This window comes from uncultured Brachyspira sp., assembly GCF_934747485.1.
Classification (GTDB): Bacteria; Spirochaetota; Brachyspiria; order Brachyspirales; family Brachyspiraceae; genus Brachyspira.
This window is the reverse complement of sequence record NZ_CAKVGN010000062.1, coordinates 1-17,869: the sequence shown is the minus strand read 5'-3', so window position 1 is coordinate 17,869 and position 17,869 is coordinate 1. Positions and strand designations below refer to the sequence as shown.

Genomic DNA, 17,869 nt, shown 5'->3' with positions numbered 1-17,869 from the left:
AAATTATGATACACCTATGCTATACTTTAAGAAATTAAGGAATTCCTAACTGCAATATGTCTGGCTCCTGTGCAATACTAATTGTATAATTAATATAAAATAATATCAATATAAAACTTAAAAACATTTTTTATTGCCATTTTTCTGAAGGCATACAGTTTTTAGATTTTATAAAAAATAAAAAGCATAGAATTAATATTAAATCATACTAATTATGTTTTAAAGGCAGATTAAATATAATAATAAAAAGCCCTATAGATAATTCTATAAGGCTTTTATTTATAAATTATAATAAATTATAATTATTTAGCAGTATAAGCAACCATAGTCATCCAAGATAATGGTTTGTTATAGTGAGGGAGGAAGAAGAAGTCAGAAAGTGCAAACTCTTGAACTGTCATACCTTTTTGTATAGCGAGTGAGAATGCGTGTATTGCTTCAGCATGATTATGTTTAGAAGCTATTTGTGCACCTAACATACGTCCAGTACCCTCTTCATATACGATTTTTACCAATACATCTTCATAAGTAGGCATAAACTCTGGTCTTTCAGCATCTCTAAAGAAATTAGATTTAACTTTTAAACCTTTTTTCTTAGCAGTCTCCTCAGACCAACCAGTAGAAGCCATATTATAACCAAATACGCAAATAGCATTAGAACCTTGAGTACCGCAGTATTCAACATGTCTGCCTAAAGCATTATTAGCAGCAACTATACCCATTCTTACAGCATTAGTAGCTAAAGCAATATACTCTTGTTTTTCAGAAGCTCTTGAATATACTGTAGAACAGTCACCAATAGCAAATACATTAGGGTCTTTAGTTGTTTTCATAGTAGTATCTACAACTATAGCACCATTAGGTAAAGTCTCTAAATAATCTTTATAAAGTTCATTATTAGGTCTGAAACCTACAGACATAACTACCATATCTACATCATAAGAACCTTTGTCAGTAATAACTTTTTTAACTCTGTCATCACCTTCAAACTTTTTAACAGTTTCACCTAAATGTACTTCTATACCAGCATCTTTAATTCTTTTTTCAGCCTCATCAGTAATCTCTTTATCAAAGTAGTTAGCCATAACTCTAGGCATAGCTTCCATTAAGATAACTTCTTTACCATGGTTTTTGAAAGCTTCTATAAGCTCAACACCTATATAACCAGCACCAACTACCATAACTTTTTTAATTTCTGGTTTAGCTATCTCATCAATAATTTCTTGTCCTTGCTGATAAAGTTTAGAGAAGAAAATACCTTTTTTAAGACCATAAGTAGTGCCTTCTTGTTTTAAACCCTCAATTGGAGGAGTTACAGGCCAAGAACCAGTAGCAAGAATAAGTTTATCATAATTATCCTCAAATTCTTTACCAGTCTTTAATTCTTTAATAGTCATTTTTTTGTTAACCCAATCTATTTTTGTTACTTCATGGCCCATATAAACTTCTATTCCTTCGCTTTTCAAACCTTCAGGACTAGCATAAAATAAACCCTTAGGATCTTTTACTACACCGCCAACCCAAAGAGCAATACCGCAAGCTAAGAAAGATATATTATCATTTCTATCATAAGTTACTACTTGACAATTAGGATCTGTAGCTTTTAAAGTTTTTGCAGCCCATGTACCAGCATGGTTACAGCCTATTACTATTACTTTCATATAAATAACCCCTTTAAATAATTAATTTAATATATCATATTAAATATATCGTTTTATATTATAGTAGAAAAATTTTTATTAGTCAAGTTATTGTATAAACAAAGATAAATTTAATTATGTTATTGTATAATAATACTAAAGAATTAACATATTAATTCACTAATAATACAAAAAAATATATATATATCAAATTACATAATATATTTTGTATTTGACAAATATAATAATTTTAATATAATTATACAAAAACGGCTTTGAATATGAATAAAATTATAGCAATATCTGGAAATATATTAAATGATAATGGCAGTAAAAAATCTTTTGCAAACGATTCTTATATACAATCAATTGTAAGAGCAAAGGGACTGCCTGTTATAATACCAATAATAAAAGATAAAGACACCATAAAAAAAATGGTAGAAAATGTATCCGGTATACTTATGACAGGAGGGGTTGATATTCACCCATTCTATTTCAATCAAGAGCCTCACCCTAAAATCGGCACTATATCAAAAGAAAGAGATGAGTTTGATTTTACACTATTAGATTATGCATTTAAAATGAAAAAACCTATCTTAGGAATATGCAGAGGATTGCAGCTTATTAATGTTTATTTTGGAGGGGATTTAATTCAGGATATAGAATCTCAAACCAAAAGCAATATACTGCATTCTCAAACAGCTCCAACAGATGTTGCAACACATAAAATAAAAATAGATAAAACTTCTATACTTTATGACTTATTAGGCGAAGAGAGCGAAGTTAATAGTTTTCATCATCAGGCAATAGGAAAAACAGCAAAAGACTTTAATATTGCTGCAAAGGCGAATGATGGTATTATAGAAGCGATAGAATATAAAGACAAAAATCATTTTATATTAGCCATTCAATGGCACCCAGAATTAATGTCTGAAACCAATATAAAAATGCAAAATATATTTAATAAATTCATTTTTATTTGTGAAAATAATAAATAAAATAATATATTTTAATTATACAGTTATCATTTTTTTCGATATATGTAAATATAGCATTTTATATTTTGGATTTTTTATGAAAAGAAATAGATTTTTGAAATTATTAATTATATTATCATCAATTTTATTATTATCTTGCCACAAAGAGCCTAAAAAAATATTAAATGAAATAACCGTATCGGTTGGAGGCAAGCCAAACTCAATGGACCCTTCAAAAACTTCTTCTATTAACTCTATGATATATATAAATCATCTTTTTGAAAACCTTACTATAAAAGATGAAAACGGCAATATAGTACCGGGTGCAGCAGAAAAATGGATATCATCAAACAATAATACTATATATATTTTTTATATAAGAACAAATGCTAAATGGGCTGACGGATTAGATTTAAAAGCTGATGATTTTGTATATGCATGGCAGAGAACAGTTGATCCTAAAACAGAGTCTCCTTTGGCTGTATATTTAGAGAATATAAAAAATGCCCATGAAATAATAAATGGAAATATGGATAAAGAAGAGTTGGGAGTAAAAGCATTAGATAATGATATATTGTATGTTGAATTAGAATATCCTGTTCCATATTTTGATGAATTAGTATGTCATAGTGCCTACACTCCATTGAGAGAAGATATTGTAAGTAAAGATGAAAATAATTGGTCTTTGAATGCTGATACTATGATTGGCAATGGAGCTTTTCAGATTGTAAGGTTAGATGATTATAGGCTTGTTATAAGGAAAAATACAGACTATTGGAATTATACAAACATAAAAGCAGATATAATTAATTTTGAGTTTATAAATAATCCTAATGAGGCGTTAAGCTTAATAGAAAAAGGTGAATTATATTTTTATAATAATATTCCTATAAATAAGAAAGATGAATTGTTTGAAAAAAATATAGCAAAAAATGCAGCAAAAACTTCATTATATTTTTATGAAATAAATAATAATACAAATCCGCTTTCAAACCCTACCATAAGAAAAGCAATATCATTAGTTATAGACAGAAACTCTATAATAAAAGAAATTGTTAAATCTGATGATATACCAGCATCAGCAATAGTGCCGTATAATATAAAATATAATAATAATAAAGATTTTAGAAAAGAAGATACAAATGACTATTTTTCTGTTCAAGATTATAACAGCAATGTAGAATTAGCTAAAACTTTATTAGAGGAAGCGGGCTATAAAAATACTGATGATTTTCCTGTAATAAATCTTTTTACAGATTATGGAGTTCATTTAGAAATAGCCAATGCAATTAAAAAAATGCTTAAAGAAACTCTAAATATAGATACAATAGTTATTGCAAAACCATTTAATGAGTTTATAAAAATAAGAAGAAGCGGTAACTTTGATATGGCGAGGAGAAGTTGGGCTGGAGGCTATAATCACCCTATGTCATTTTTATCATTACTTCAAAAAGACTATTTGCTAAATGAAGGAAAATACTATAATCCTTTATATGATGAAAACATAAGAAATTATTTAACAACTCAAGATATAAAATATTTGCATTTGGCAGAAAAGATTGCTATAGAAGATATGGCTATAATACCTTTATTTTATTATAACAGCATAGTTATGCAAAGCCCAAAACTTATTAATGTTACATGCGACAATTTTGGCATATATAATTTTAAAAATGCTGAGATTATTGAAGAATAATTAATTGATAGGCTTACCTTCTACAGTTCTTAAACTGCTTATTGGTATATCATTATATTTTTTAGCTTCTTCTTCGGATAATCTTGTCCATTTTACACTAGCACCAACTACTCCGCCTTTATCTAATGAAGCTTTTAGAGATAATGATTTTTTATCATCAGATAAAGTAATTTTGGCATAATATGAGCTTCCTTGGTCTGTATGATATATTCTTCCAGTCTGCCACTCACCATCTTTAAACTCTACATTATAAATAAATGTAAGTCCTTTAAGGTCTTTATTTCTAAGAGCTTTATCAGGGTTATGAATATCAAGAGTAGTTTTTACATCATCTTGAAAATCAACCGCATATGCATAAAGTTTATTATTAATTACTATTATCTTAGCAACCTTCATTCTTCCTTTAGGCTTATCAGGCATAGCCCAAAAACCTTCGATATCTTTAGCATTATTTGCCCCATATAAAAACGAAGAAAATATAACAATTAATAATATAATCTTTTTCATTATCTTATCCAAATGATTTTTTATTATCTAATAAACTTATTAAAATCGAGCGTATATGAAATATAAGCACCTATACCAAAATAATATCCGCTAGCAAGCTGTTCAACATAAGGGCTGAAATTGATAGATAAACTTGCATCGCTATTAAGCACCAAATAAACGCCAAGCCCAAGATGATTCAAGCCCAACATAGCTTTATTATAAAAGTCATAAGCTAAATGATATTCAAGATATATGCCCGCAAGTGAAAAACCAAACAAAGAACCGGGATAAACTCCAATAGCTGTTTTAAGCCTTATATAATTAACAACACCTCTTGGGTCATCAAAAAACATAGGCACTTCTAAATTGGCATACATAGTAAAGAAATCACCAAGACCTATTAAATAATGTATCTGAGGATTTAAACCGAATTTCTGCTTTGAAGAGCCGGGAAATAATACCTCCACTGCCCCTATAAAACCATTAAAAAATTGAAACCTCGGCATTATAGAAAATTGAGGCTCTCCCTCAACACCTACGCCAACTTCTGGAATATAAGTAAGCGGAAGCACCCTTGCAAATATATCAAAATTCTTTAATATACCAAAATTAAGCATAATAGGACTTGATAAAGTATATTTTTTATTTCCTATTCTCATATTATCTAAATATAAAGTACCGCCCAAACGAAGTGCACCTGTCATTCCAGTGTACATATTATATGGAAATGAATATGCTAAAGAAGATATTAATATAAATAGTATAACAATTTTTTTCATAAACTTTCTTAAAACAATATTATTATATTATTATAAAATATAATACATTCTATAAAAAATATCAATAAAAATATATAAAAAAAGCCAAATAAGAATTGCTTCTTAAAAGGCTTTATTATAAAAATAAATATTATTAATAATTTATTATTTTATATTAACTGCATTTCTTGATAAAAAGTTTTTTCTATCATTAGCATATTTTGTTTTTGAAGTGTTAGGGTATTCAGCTAAATATTGATTATATGTTAAATAAGCTTTATTAAAATCTCTTACATTATTGTTGCCTGTTTCATAAATCTCTGCAAGAAGAAGCATAGCATCTGCTCTTTTAGAGAATTTATCTTTTGAAGCCAATGATTTCTCTAACATATTTACCCCGTCAGAAATTTTGCCCATTTGCTTTAGACTATCAGCAATTTCATATACAGCATTTCCATAAGAATAAGTATTAGGATATTTAGCTATCACATCATTAAAATATTTCATAGCTTCTTGATTGTTATTTTCAGCTTTTCTCACAACCCCCATTGAATATAAAGCAGCTGCCTTTTGATTGTTGTTAGCAGTTTTTAACTCAGAAGCTTCTTTATACATATTAAAAGCGTTATTATAATCTTTTTTTGCATTATAAATATCGCCCACTCTAAAATAACTATAAACAGCATATTTTGAACTTGGATATTGAGATATAACATTACTATAAGAACTTATAGCATTATCATAATCTTTCATGTTTTTAAGTTCTTCTGCAGATTTAAATAATAAAGCAACTTCAGAATTATCTTCTTTTGGTGTTGTTTTAGTTATTGATACATCTTTTTGTACATTATTATTATTTGCAGCAGCATTTGTAGCAGTTGCGTTTGTAACTGTTGTATTAGTTTCTGCTGTGTTTGTAACTGCTTCATTTGTGCTTATTGTATTTGTAACAGTTTCGTTTGTATCCATCATCATATCGTTTTTGTTAGCTGTTTCATTAGTAGTTTCAGCATCAAATGTTGTAGAATTAGTGTCTGTTATAGGGTCTCCATTAGTTACATTTATAGTATATATATATCTTCTAATTATATTATCTTCGGTATCTACTTGGAAATTAAGTTTTGCTATACCCGGTGTTAATGTAGCGAAAGTGAGAAAGGCATTAGTTTTATCTCTAGTAAATCTCACAAAATCCAAATTTGTAGAATAGCTTGTTATACGAATATATCTGTCAAAATTAGTGGCATTCAATTTAATAGAAAATAAACTATTAGCAGCAAAATCTATTGATTTAAGCAAGTCTTTTTCTAAAGGCTCTCCCTTACGAGAAACAGGCATTTCATTAGTTACCACTTGATCATCCGGCTGTACTGTAATTGTTTCCTGAGCAAATAATAGCCCTGTGAACATAATACAAGAAAATACACATGCAAATATTTTTAAACGCATATTTTTCTTCCTCCTAAAAGTTATTATTTATTTTTTCGGCTTTCTACATAATTCCTTGAGCGTTCTAATTCTTCAAAACTCAAATTATTTTTTGTTGAAAGCATCTCACCTTCCATAATCTTTTTATCATCATTTTTTATAACATCATTCAAAATCATAGCATTCTCTTCTTCCGGAGTTAAAGGAACTATATCAGGCTTTTTAGTTAATCCTATAATGACGCCTATTAATATAATAAATACAAACCAAGAGGATAGTATTATAATAAATAACTTTCTCCTCTGCATATAAAAATACTTTATTTTATCAATAACTTTTTTAAGCATTAATTTATCCAAGCAAATATTATGTTAATTCAAATTATAAAATGAAAAATAAATTTTGCAATCATAATTTTTTGTTAATCATAACTTTAAATTATATATACTACTATAACATATATTATTTAATTTTGTAAATTCTTATATATTTAATAACAATCAATAATAAAATTTCATAAAACTTGACTTTTTTTGTAATTCTATTATTATGAATAGTCAATATTCTAATGTATATAAAAATAGTATTATGAGCTTATTTAAGGATAAAAGCTAAAAAATGGCAGGAAAATTAAAAAAGAAAGATATTAAAGAAAATAATGAAAAATCTAATACCCTTTTAGATTATAGCAATAATGAAGAAGATAATACTAATTTTAATATAAAAGATGTAAAAATAATAAATGATGAAAGGCAAAACTGGCTATACTACACGCGTGCACCTCTAATGGATAATTACAGAGATAATCTTTATAGAGAATATTTCAGCATATCAGTATTATTGTCATTACGCGGTGAGGGAAATGAAAAGAGCTTGGGGCTTTCACTCAAACTTATAGATATAGAGAAAAAAAAGCAATTAAGAATTGTAGAGCTTGAGAGTTTTTTATTTTCTTGCGTTACCGGTGATAAACAAAAAATAGAAGATGAAGAATATAGAATAGAATTAGAGGATTTTAGCAGAGGCGAGGCTAAACTAATAAGATTTTTAAATAACTTATATGCCGATGCTCTACAAAATCAAGAAAACGGCAAATTATGGTTTAAAGATTATAATGCTTACCAATGTTTATCTATACTTAAAGAAGTAGCAAATATAAGATTAGAAAGCAAGGTTATAACATTCAGCGATGAAGTGTTAAATATTATTATAGAAACTTACTACAATGAAAATAAAGATTTAATATTAGATATAAATATAAAAGATGTAGAGCTTAACAGAGTATATACATTTGGGGAGAATTGCGATTATATACTATACAAAGATATTTTTTATGAAACCAATCCGTCATACCCAAAGATTAAAAAACATATATTTAAAAAGCCTATAACTGTTAATAGAGCATATATTAAAGATTTTTGTTCAAGGGTGCTTCCAAACTTAAAAAAAGATTTTCACATTGAACTTCCTGAAAACATAAAAGAAAATGAAATATTAGCATTCCCTGCACAGGCATTATTATTTTTAGACTATGACGGAAGCAATGTATTTTCCACTATAAAGTTTAAATATGGTTCTTTTACCGTTGACCCTTATACTAATAAATTCACAAGCAGCAATATGTTTGACAATGAAGTAAATGAAATATATAGAGATAAAGAAAAAGAGGAATATTTTTGTAATACTTTGTCTAAATATTTGGATAAGGTTGGAGATTATACTTTTGCTTCATCAAATGATGAGAAGATATTTTATTTATGCTATAAAATTTTACCCATGCTTCAGGATAAAGGGTGGACTTGTTTTTACAGTGAATCTTTTAAATCTCTCAAACTAAATGTAAAACCACTTAAAATGAAAGTATCTCTTACTAAAGACATTAACTTCTTTGAGATTAATTTTTCATTTGAAGGAGTTAAAGAGATACATGATTTATCAGATATTATAAGGGCTGTAAAAGTAGAAAACAAAGAATATATAAGGCTTCAAAATGGTTCATTTGTGCCAATAGACTTAGAGGTTATTGACTATATAGCAAAAATGCTTAAAGATAACCCTATAGAAAACAATGAAGATAACAGATATTTGCTTCCAATGTTTAGTGCTCCATACTTTGCCGACATGCTTGAAAAACATAGCGGTATAGAATTAGATTTAGATGACAGTGCAATAGAGACAATATCAAATATAAAAAGAGTTGATTATGACGAAGAACCTCCAAAAAATATAGTGGGAGAGTTTAGAAATTATCAGCTTATAGGATATAAATGGCTTAGAAAACTTGCGGACATGTCATTAAACGGCATACTCGCAGATGATATGGGTCTTGGAAAGAGTTTTCAGACTATAGCCACAATCTTAAAAGAAAAAGAAAACGGAGAGAAACTCACTTCTTTAATAATAGCACCAACTTCATGCGTTGCCAACTGGTATTATGAAATAAAAAAGTTTGCTCCATCTCTTGAAGCAATAGTTTTAACGGGAAGCTTAAAATCAAGAATGAAAAAGATTAGGTCTGTAAGCAACTATGATGTAGCTATAATATCCTACTCTACTTTAAGAAGAGATGTAAAAGCACTCAGTGAAAATGAGTTTAATTATGTGATACTTGACGAAGCACAGCATATAAAAAACGCCAACACACAAAATGCAAAAACTGTAAAAAGCTTAAAATCATTAAAAAGACTCGCATTAAGCGGTACGCCTATAGAAAACAGCATAAGCGAAATGTGGTCTATGTTTGATTTTTTAATGCCGGGATTTTTAGGCAAGCATAAAGACTTTATTGAAGATTATGAAGCTCCTATTTTATCTGGATTAGAAACTTCAAACGAAGCATTAGATAATCTCAAAACAAGAATAGCACCATTTATATTAAGAAGACTTAAAACTGATGTACTTAAAGATTTGCCTCCAAAACATACAGTTGTAAATTACTGCGATTTAACTAAAGACCAAAAAGAGCTTTATATGTCAATACTTGAAGCTGCAAGAATAGAGATATTTGAAACGGTAAAAAGAAAGGGCTTTGCTCAATCTCATATAGAAATATTTTCAGCTCTCACAAGACTAAGACAAGTTTGCTGCCACCCAAGACTTATGCATCATGACTTAAGAGGCGACAGTCATACAAGCGGCAAGTTTAATATGTTTATAGAGATGATTAGAGAGGCTATATCAGGCGGGCATAGTGTATTAGTATTTAGCTCTTTTACAAGAATGCTTAATATTATGAGAGATGCCTTCAACAAACTCAATATAAATTATCTTTATTTGGACGGCACCACAAAAAACAGAATGGATTTAGTGCATAGATTTAATGCAGGGGAAGCTCCTATATTTTTACTTAGCCTAAAAGCAGCAGGCACAGGACTAACCCTCACACAGGCAGACACTGTTATACATTATGATTTGTGGTGGAATCCTGCAGTTGAAGACCAAGCAACTGACAGAGCATATAGAATAGGACAAAAAAGAGTGGTAACCAATTATAAATTAGTAACAAGAGGAACAATAGAAGAGAAGATTTTAGAGCTTCAAAACAAAAAAAGAGTGCTTATTGATACAGTAGTAGGCGATTCAATGGGCGACATCAATAAACTAAGCTGGGACGAAGTGAAGAATCTTATTAATTAAATTTTAGAATATATATAGCAACTAAGAATTATTTTAGTATATACTTTAAATTTTTAGGTTTGCTCAAAATTTAGTTTTTTAATTTTAATTATTTGCGGGGACTAGCCCCTGCGAAGTGTGCCCTTAGTACGCACCCCACTTCTCTTTTATTGGTATAAAAGAAGCAAAACAACTGCATTTTTAACTCAAAAACAGTTATTATCTAATATTTTATACATATTATTAGAATTCTAATAATTGCACTTTTTGCGGCGGGAAAAAGAACAATAAAAAATTGACAAACTTTAAAATTTTTAGTATAGTTCATTTTATGCTATCAGATAAAGATTTTAATAAAATTATTTCTTGGGCTTTGGAGTTAAAAATAAAAAATTTCCCAAGAAGCAAAGAAGAATTAGAGAATATTGAAGAGCTTGATTTGTATGGCTTGCCTTGTAATTTATTTTTAGATGAAATTTCTAAATTAAAATCATTAAAAAGAATTTGGTTTATGTATAATGATTTTGATGAAATACCGAATTTTATTTATAGTTTAGAAAATCTTGAAGAAATAAATTTATCTGGAAATAATATTAGTTTTATTGATGATGGAATATCAAATTTGAAAAACTTAAAAATCTTTAATATTTATGAGAATAAAATAAGCAGTATATCAAAAGAAATTATAAATCTAAAAAAATTAGAAGTTCTTAATATAAGCGAAAATAATTTAAATAATATTCAGGAAGAAATTTTTTATTTAGAGAATATAAAAAATTTAGATTTAAGTGCAAATAAAATTACTAATATTGATTTAAAAATTTCAAATTTAAAAAATATAGAAGCTCTTGATTTATCGAGCAACAATATAGAAATTATACCTAAAGAAATTGCTTATTTAAAGAAGCTTAAATATTTAAATATAAGCTATAATAAATATAAAACTCTTCCTGAAGAATTATTTAATTTAACAAATTTACAAACACTTTTAATAGGTTCTAATAATCTAAAAGAACTTTCTGATTCTATTTGCAAATTAAAAAATTTAGAAGAATTACATATTCTTTCAAGTTCTATAAAAAAACTTCCTGAATTAAAAAAGTTGAAAAAATTAAAAGAATTAATTCTTATAGATACTAAAATAAAAAATAAAAATATTTTTGATAATAAGTTTTTTAAGTCTGTCAAAATTACATTTTGAATTTTTTATTTGTGGTGGCTTTGCCCCGCATCCCAGTTCTTTTGCCGATAGGTACCTACTCGGTATTGGTATAAAAGAAGCAAAACAACTGCATTTTTAACTTAAAAACAGCTATTATCTAATATTTTATATATTATTATAATTCTAATAATTGCAATTTTTGCTGTGGGAAAAAGTTGAATAAAATATAATTGTTTATGCGTATACTATTTTGACAATTTAAAATTATTTTAGTATAATATTACTATATGAAAGATAATATTAAAAAACATTTTAACCCATTAAACGATTATTTTATAAGATACCTTTTCTCAGATAAAGGCTCTGAAACTATACTTTTAGACTTTATTAATTCTGTAATGCTTAATGCTAAAATGAAAACCTTTCGTTCTGTAGAAATATTAACTCCATTTAATCATAAGAAAAATAAAAATAATAAAGAAACAATAGTAGATGTAAAATGTATAACTCAAAATGGAACTATTGTTATAATAGAAATACAGCTTCAAGGTAATTCAAGATTTCCAGAACGTATTTTATATTATTGGGCAGCTAATTATAGTAAGCTATTAAAACAGGGAGAGAAATACGATAATCTAACGCCTGTTATAAGTATTAACTTACTTAATTTTAATTTGGATAAAAATCTAAAAAATATACATTCTAGCTATATGCTTTATGAAATAAATAATAAAAAATTATTAACAGACCATTTACAAATACATATTATAGAATTAAAAAAATTCAAAAAGAATATTTTATCCAAAGATTTAAATTGTTGGATAAGTTTTTTAACAAGTAAAAATGTGGAGGCTTCTATGTCAGATATAGTAAAAGAAAAACCTTTAATGGAAGAAGTACAAAAAAGATATAATAATTTTATAAAAAGTAAATTAATGATGTCTGAATATGAGAAAAAAGAAATATATTCATATGATAAACAGATTCTTTTAGATGAAGAAAGAAAATTAGGAAAAAAGGAAGAACAATTAAATATAGCAAGAAATTTAAAAAAATTAGGTCTTGATATAGAATTAATAAAAAAAAGTACAGGTCTATCTATAGAAGAAATAGAAAAGCTATAACAAAACTATTAAAAAATTAATTAAACTTCTTTATCTTCTCTATCCAAGATTTATATTCTTCGTCCGTAATCTCGTCCAATATATTAACATAAGGGTTTAACTTCTGATGCAGCTTTGTAAAGTAGCTATTATCCCACTTTATAGGCTTAGTCCACATGCCTTCACTGTCTATTATAATAATAGGAGTACCTTCAATTTGAGGTATATCCTCCGGAGAAATATCGCTATGCAAAATATTATCCAAATCAAGCTCTCCATTATCATCTTCTATTTTGTATGAACCGTCACTCTGTAAAGCATATATTGTATAGTATTGCTGATGAGCGGTTGTTTCAATAATCTCTTGAGAATACTCCTCCCCTCTTGCTACTTTATAAACCAAGTCATTATACTCAAAATTATCTATTCCATATCTTTTTAATAAGTTCTTTTTGTAAATCTCATTTTCAAGAAGCGTAATTAAATGAAAGCAATTATTTGTATCAGCAGTTTCAATAAAAAATCCCCTCTCAGCCTTTGGAGATAGTACAAGTATTTTAGTCTTTAATGAAGCATCAATTCCAACATGCAAATATCTCATACTAGGAATATAAGTTTCTATATACTCTATATATTCAGTAGGCTCTAAACTTCTAAAATATTCACGAAGATTAAGATTGCCGCATGTTAAAGTCATAATGGCTGCTATCATAGCATCAATTCCAGTAAAAGAAGCAAGAGCCTCATAATCTATTCTATACATTATATCAATATCTAAATTATCTATATCATCAGTTGTTAAATCATCTTCATCTATGTTGTATGCAGTAGCAGCATCATTTATATATTTACATGCATAATAAATATTTTTGTAAAATAAGTCTATAATTCTTTTTCCAATCTCTTCATCAATATTACCATCATGATAAAATGAATGTGCAATAAAATTACAAGCACTAAAAGATTTTAATATATCCATATCATTAAGATTAAGAGAAAGCTCTTTACATATTGCAGGCATCTCATCAGAATGTTCTAATTCTTTTAATTTTAAAAACTTTTCATTTTTTGTAATTAATTTCGTATTTTGAACTTCATCTATATTTGACTTTTCTTTAGCATATTCTAAATAATTTTTTAAAACAGTATTCATAAATAATCCTAATAAAAAATTGAAGTATTTGGATTATATCACAAAAAAGAAATATATGGTATAATTAAAACCAAAAAAATGGCATAAATCAAAGCAGGCAAAAAATCTCCAGTTTTAATTTTAGTAATATTTAGAAGATTAAGCCCTATCATCATAACAGTAGCACCCCCAACAGCAGAAACCTCATTAAGCATAGTCTGAGAAACATAAGGCTCTAAAAAAGAAGAAAGTAAAGTTAAAGCCCCCTGATAAAAAAGTATGCTAATCACAGAAAAAGCAACTCCAACTCCATAAACTGTAGACATAAATATAGCAACAAAACCGTCTATCACACTTTTAGTAAATATTAAATCGTAATTGCCGTTAGTACCCGCCTGAAAAGAACCTACTATAGACATAGAACCAGAACAAAAAAGTATTGATGATGTTAAAAAACCTAAACTAAAATTACCTGCATTATCTTTAAATGAAAAAGTTTTTTTATAAACTTTCCAAAAGATTCTATTTTTTCTTCTACAGAAAGCATAGTACCCGTAAGACCTCCAAGCATAATAGATATGGCAAATATAAGTATATGCTCAGTTACAATAGCCATAGAAATACCTATAGTTAAAGATATAATACCAGCAGAAATAAATACAACTCTCTCATATTTTTTTGATAAATTATTTTTAAATATAATTCCAATGATAGAACCAACAAATACTGTAATCATATTAACAAACACAGCCAACATATTTTTATCCTTATAAAAAATAATAAATTAATATATAGTAAAAATTTTAAGATTTTTCAAAAAATTGTATTTTTAAAAATCATATGCTTAAAAACTTTTTGTTATTCTAAAAATCTGATAACACTTTTGCAAAAATACAAATTGATAAAATATAATTGTTTATACATATACAAATAAAAAGGGCTCAACTTAATTATTTAAGTTAAACCCTTTAATATCTCTAAATCAAAATAAGATTAGCTCCAAATAATAAGCTTCATATCAAATTTGTAACTCAAATCTTTATTATATGGGTACATTCTTATAGCAAAACCGCTCTGTCCGCTATTATTGCATACTAAAGCACCGCTAAATGAATGTCTTCCATTGCCTAAATCAGCAGAATGTTTCATTTCAATTATAGAAGGCTCTATAATCTCTTCTTTCATGCTTAATTTACCATAATAAAGCTCAACTCTCACAGAATCAGGTGCTATATCTCCAAGATTTACTATAGTTTTTACTTCAAATTCGCTTCCAACTTTTAAATTTCTTGAAGGCATCTCAGAAATAGTGTTTTCAAAAGAAACCTTAGACCATTTAGAATATATATTTTGCTTCCATTCTTTTAAAGCTTTAGGCTTTTCAAAGTCATTTTTAATCATATGCAAATATCTTTTGCTAGCTTTATTATAAAACTTATTATAATAATCAGCAACCATTCTATTTGTAGAAAATACCGGACAAACAGTTTGCATACTCCATTTCATAGCAGCAACCCATTCACGAGGTATATCATCTCTTCCTCTGTTGTTATAATAAAGAGGAATAATCTCGTTTTCTAATACATTATATATAGCCTTGCTCTCAACCTCATCTTGATACTCTAAATCTGAATATTCTTCTCTATTACCAATAGCCCATCCATTTTGAGCATCATAAGCTTCGTCCCACCAACCATCTAATACGCTGAAGTTTAAACCACCATTAGGCGGAACTTTCATGCCGCTTGTACCGCTAGCTTCTAATGGTCTTCTTGGGTTATTAAGCCATACATCAACACCCTGAACCATATATCTTGCTACATTAATATCATAATCTTCTAAGAATACTATATGGTCTCTAAAATCTTCTCTTCTGCAAATTTCAGATATCTCTCTAATAAGCTCTTTACCGCCATTATCATGCGGGTGTGCTTTACCAGCAAATATTATCTGTACAGGCTTATCTTTATTATTTAATATCTTTTTTAATCTCTCTAAATCTCTAAATAATAAAGTTCCTCTTTTATATGTAGCAAATCTCCTCGCAAAACCAATAGTTAAAGCATCTGGAGAAAGTATTTGGTCAGCATGCTCTATTTCATTTTTAGTAAAGCCTCTGTTTGTAATTTGAGATTTTAATCTAGTTCTGCAGAAATCAATTAATCTTTCTTTTCTTCTCTCATGAGTCTTCCAAAGTTCAGCATCAGGTATTCTTTGTACCCTTTCCCAAACCTCATGCTCTAAAGGTTTAGTTCTCCAACGAGGACCTAAATATCTATCTAATAAGTTTTGCATATCGAAAGAAATCCAACTTAATGTATGAATACCATTAGTGATAGCATCTATAGGAAGTTCATTTTCTGGAACTCCTTTCCATATATCTTTCCACATAGCTCTTGAAACATGACCATGAAGCAAACTTACTCCGTTATTTTCAGCAGATAAGTTAAGTGCTAAAACTGTCATACAGAAATTTTCTTTATTGTCATCAGGATTAATTCTTCCAAGTCTTAAGAACTCGTCCATAGACATACCAATATGCTTAACATACTCATTAAAATATTTCTGTACCATATCCATAGGAAATACATCGTTACCAGCAGGCACAGGTGTATGTGTTGTAAACACGTTAGAACTGTAAACAACCTCTCTTGCTGCATTTTTATCAAGGTGATTGTTTTCCATAAGCTGTCTCATTCTCTCTAAAGAAAGAAATGCACTATGACCTTCATTCATATGATAAATAGTAGGCTTAATACCAAGTTTATTTAATGCCTTAATACCGCCAATACCAAGAAGTATCTCTTGCTGTATTCTTGTCTCTAAATTACCGCCGTAAAGCTGAGCTGTAATATCTCTGTCTTCTACACTATTTTCTTCTATATTAGCATCTAAATAATAAAGCTCTATTCTTCCAACATTAGCCTTCCAAATTTGAGCATAAACTTTTCTTCCAGGCAAATCAACATCAACTTTCATTGTCTCGCCGTTTTTATCTAATACCTTTTCTAATGCTAAATTAAAGAAGTCATTTTCTATATCATATTCCTGCTGCCAGCCATCAGCATTTAAATACTGCCTAAAATAACCTTTTCTATATAAAAGTCCAACAGCAACAAACGGCAAACCTAAATCGCTTGCAGATTTTAAATGGTCTCCAGATAATATTCCTAAACCGCCTGAATAATTAGGCAAAGACTCGTGCAAACCATATTCAAAAGAAAAATATGCAATCTTTTCATTTTTAGTCTTTTGAGAATCATCTAAACTGTCATACCAAGTTTCCTGATTCATATATGTCTTAAACTCATCATAAACTTCAGCTAAGTTCATCATAGCCGCATCATCATGAAGCATAGTATCGAAACATTCCTGTGAAGATTCCCCTAAAAGCCTTATAGGGTTATGGTCTTTTTTATCCCAGTTGTCAATATCTATGTTTCTCAATAAATTAATTGCTTTCTGATTCCAACACCACCAAAAGTTTTTAGTTATCTCCATTAATGGCTCTAACTCTTTTGGTATAGAAGGTGAAACCATATATTTACTTACTTTCATAAATATTACCGCCCCTTAAAATTTAGATATTTTATTGTATAATATTTTATAATAAAAGCAATGTATTTTATACATAGCTATTAAAAATACATACCTAATATTATCGCATTAATATGAAAAAACAAAAAATATTTTTTATAACTTTTATAACTTTTATATTTTTTAATAATATAATTTGCACAGGTGCCAAACATATTGCAGTTAAGAATTCCTTAATTTATAAAAGTATAGCATAGGTGTATCATAATTTAAAGCAGAATGTATTCGTTTATAATTGAAAAAATGATTATATTTTTGTATGTTTTTATTTG

12 protein-coding genes and 1 pseudogene are annotated in these 17,869 nt (G+C 28.0%); 5 read left to right on the top strand and 8 right to left on the bottom strand.

All coding sequences use genetic code 11. The features are described 5' to 3' along the window. Positions 1-302: 302 nt before the first annotated feature. Positions 303-1,661: an FAD-dependent oxidoreductase gene (locus Q0H31_RS10645; RefSeq protein WP_295298032.1), complete on the bottom strand. Its 1,359-nt coding sequence runs from the start codon at positions 1,659-1,661 to the stop codon at positions 303-305. A 260-nt stretch (positions 1,662-1,921) separates the two neighbouring features. On the opposite strand from Q0H31_RS10645, the gene Q0H31_RS10640 reads away from it, so the two are divergent. Together Q0H31_RS10640 and Q0H31_RS10635 are read left to right on the top strand one after the other, a co-directional pair. Beyond that, the gene (locus tag Q0H31_RS10640) at positions 1,922-2,638 is read left to right on the top strand and encodes a gamma-glutamyl-gamma-aminobutyrate hydrolase family protein (RefSeq protein WP_295298030.1); all 717 of its coding nucleotides are present in this window, start codon (positions 1,922-1,924) and stop codon (positions 2,636-2,638) included. Positions 2,639-2,714: 76 nt separating this feature from the next. After that, positions 2,715-4,313, top strand: coding sequence for a peptide ABC transporter substrate-binding protein (locus Q0H31_RS10635; protein ID WP_295298028.1), 1,599 nt, complete (start codon positions 2,715-2,717; stop codon positions 4,311-4,313). On the opposite strand, the gene Q0H31_RS10630 is transcribed toward Q0H31_RS10635, so the two are convergent. The 4 genes from Q0H31_RS10630 to Q0H31_RS10615 all read right to left on the bottom strand — a co-directional run bounded on the left by Q0H31_RS10630 (position 4,314) and on the right by Q0H31_RS10615 (position 7,335). Continuing rightward, positions 4,314-4,820, bottom strand: coding sequence for a DUF2147 domain-containing protein (locus Q0H31_RS10630; RefSeq protein WP_147730290.1), 507 nt, complete (start codon positions 4,818-4,820; stop codon positions 4,314-4,316). A gap of 23 nt (positions 4,821-4,843) precedes the next feature. Further along, entirely contained in the window at positions 4,844-5,581 is a 738-nt protein-coding gene (locus tag Q0H31_RS10625) for a hypothetical protein (RefSeq protein WP_295298024.1), read from the bottom strand. Between the two features lie 144 nt (positions 5,582-5,725). Next, on the bottom strand, positions 5,726-7,009 hold the full coding sequence (locus Q0H31_RS10620; protein WP_295298023.1) for a tetratricopeptide repeat protein: 1,284 nt from the start codon (positions 7,007-7,009) through the stop codon (positions 5,726-5,728). Between the two features lie 23 nt (positions 7,010-7,032). Further along, positions 7,033-7,335 (bottom strand): hypothetical protein, encoded by a 303-nt coding sequence (locus tag Q0H31_RS10615; RefSeq protein ID WP_295298021.1) that lies wholly within the window; start codon positions 7,333-7,335, stop codon positions 7,033-7,035. Positions 7,336-7,606: 271 nt separating this feature from the next. Between Q0H31_RS10615 and Q0H31_RS10610 the strand changes: the two genes are divergently transcribed. The 3 genes from Q0H31_RS10610 to Q0H31_RS10600 all read left to right on the top strand — a co-directional run bounded on the left by Q0H31_RS10610 (position 7,607) and on the right by Q0H31_RS10600 (position 12,889). Further along, positions 7,607-10,624: a DEAD/DEAH box helicase gene (locus Q0H31_RS10610; RefSeq protein WP_295298020.1), complete on the top strand. Its 3,018-nt coding sequence runs from the start codon at positions 7,607-7,609 to the stop codon at positions 10,622-10,624. Between the two features lie 310 nt (positions 10,625-10,934). After that, on the top strand, positions 10,935-11,804 hold the full coding sequence (locus Q0H31_RS10605; RefSeq protein WP_295298018.1) for a leucine-rich repeat domain-containing protein: 870 nt from the start codon (positions 10,935-10,937) through the stop codon (positions 11,802-11,804). Between the two features lie 248 nt (positions 11,805-12,052). Beyond that, positions 12,053-12,889, top strand: coding sequence for an Rpn family recombination-promoting nuclease/putative transposase (locus Q0H31_RS10600; protein ID WP_295298016.1), 837 nt, complete (start codon positions 12,053-12,055; stop codon positions 12,887-12,889). A gap of 16 nt (positions 12,890-12,905) precedes the next feature. Here Q0H31_RS10600 and Q0H31_RS10595 read toward each other — a convergent pair whose 3' ends face one another. The 3 genes and pseudogenes from Q0H31_RS10595 to glgP form a co-directional block, all read right to left on the bottom strand. Then, complete coding sequence (locus Q0H31_RS10595; protein ID WP_295298014.1) at positions 12,906-14,021, bottom strand: hypothetical protein; 1,116 nt, start codon at positions 14,019-14,021, stop codon at positions 12,906-12,908. A gap of 38 nt (positions 14,022-14,059) precedes the next feature. Further along, positions 14,060-14,757: pseudogene (locus Q0H31_RS10590) on the bottom strand (DUF554 domain-containing protein). A 236-nt stretch (positions 14,758-14,993) separates the two neighbouring features. After that, positions 14,994-17,558 carry an alpha-glucan family phosphorylase gene (glgP, locus tag Q0H31_RS10585; RefSeq protein ID WP_295298012.1) on the bottom strand — a complete coding sequence of 855 codons (2,565 nt, stop codon included), beginning with the start codon at positions 17,556-17,558 and terminating at the stop codon, positions 14,994-14,996. Between the last annotated feature and the right edge of the window lie 311 nt (positions 17,559-17,869).

Bases quoted from the DNA above. Each gene is read 5' to 3' on its own strand.
- Q0H31_RS10605 (WP_295298018.1), top strand. From the start codon at position 10,935: ATGCTATCAGATAAAGATTTTAATAAAATTATTTCTTGGGCTTTGGAG.
- Q0H31_RS10615 (WP_295298021.1), bottom strand. From the start codon at position 7,335: ATGCTTAAAAAAGTTATTGATAAAATAAAGTATTTTTATATGCAGAGG.
- Q0H31_RS10620 (WP_295298023.1), bottom strand. From the start codon at position 7,009: ATGCGTTTAAAAATATTTGCATGTGTATTTTCTTGTATTATGTTCACA.
- Q0H31_RS10645 (WP_295298032.1), bottom strand. From the start codon at position 1,661: ATGAAAGTAATAGTAATAGGCTGTAACCATGCTGGTACATGGGCTGCA.
- Q0H31_RS10595 (WP_295298014.1), bottom strand. From the start codon at position 14,021: ATGAATACTGTTTTAAAAAATTATTTAGAATATGCTAAAGAAAAGTCA.
- Q0H31_RS10610 (WP_295298020.1), top strand. From the start codon at position 7,607: ATGGCAGGAAAATTAAAAAAGAAAGATATTAAAGAAAATAATGAAAAA.
- glgP (WP_295298012.1), bottom strand. From the start codon at position 17,558: ATGAAAGTAAGTAAATATATGGTTTCACCTTCTATACCAAAAGAGTTA.
- Q0H31_RS10625 (WP_295298024.1), bottom strand. From the start codon at position 5,581: ATGAAAAAAATTGTTATACTATTTATATTAATATCTTCTTTAGCATAT.
- Q0H31_RS10640 (WP_295298030.1), top strand. From the start codon at position 1,922: ATGAATAAAATTATAGCAATATCTGGAAATATATTAAATGATAATGGC.
- Q0H31_RS10635 (WP_295298028.1), top strand. From the start codon at position 2,715: ATGAAAAGAAATAGATTTTTGAAATTATTAATTATATTATCATCAATT.
- Q0H31_RS10630 (WP_147730290.1), bottom strand. From the start codon at position 4,820: ATGAAAAAGATTATATTATTAATTGTTATATTTTCTTCGTTTTTATAT.
- Q0H31_RS10600 (WP_295298016.1), top strand. From the start codon at position 12,053: ATGAAAGATAATATTAAAAAACATTTTAACCCATTAAACGATTATTTT.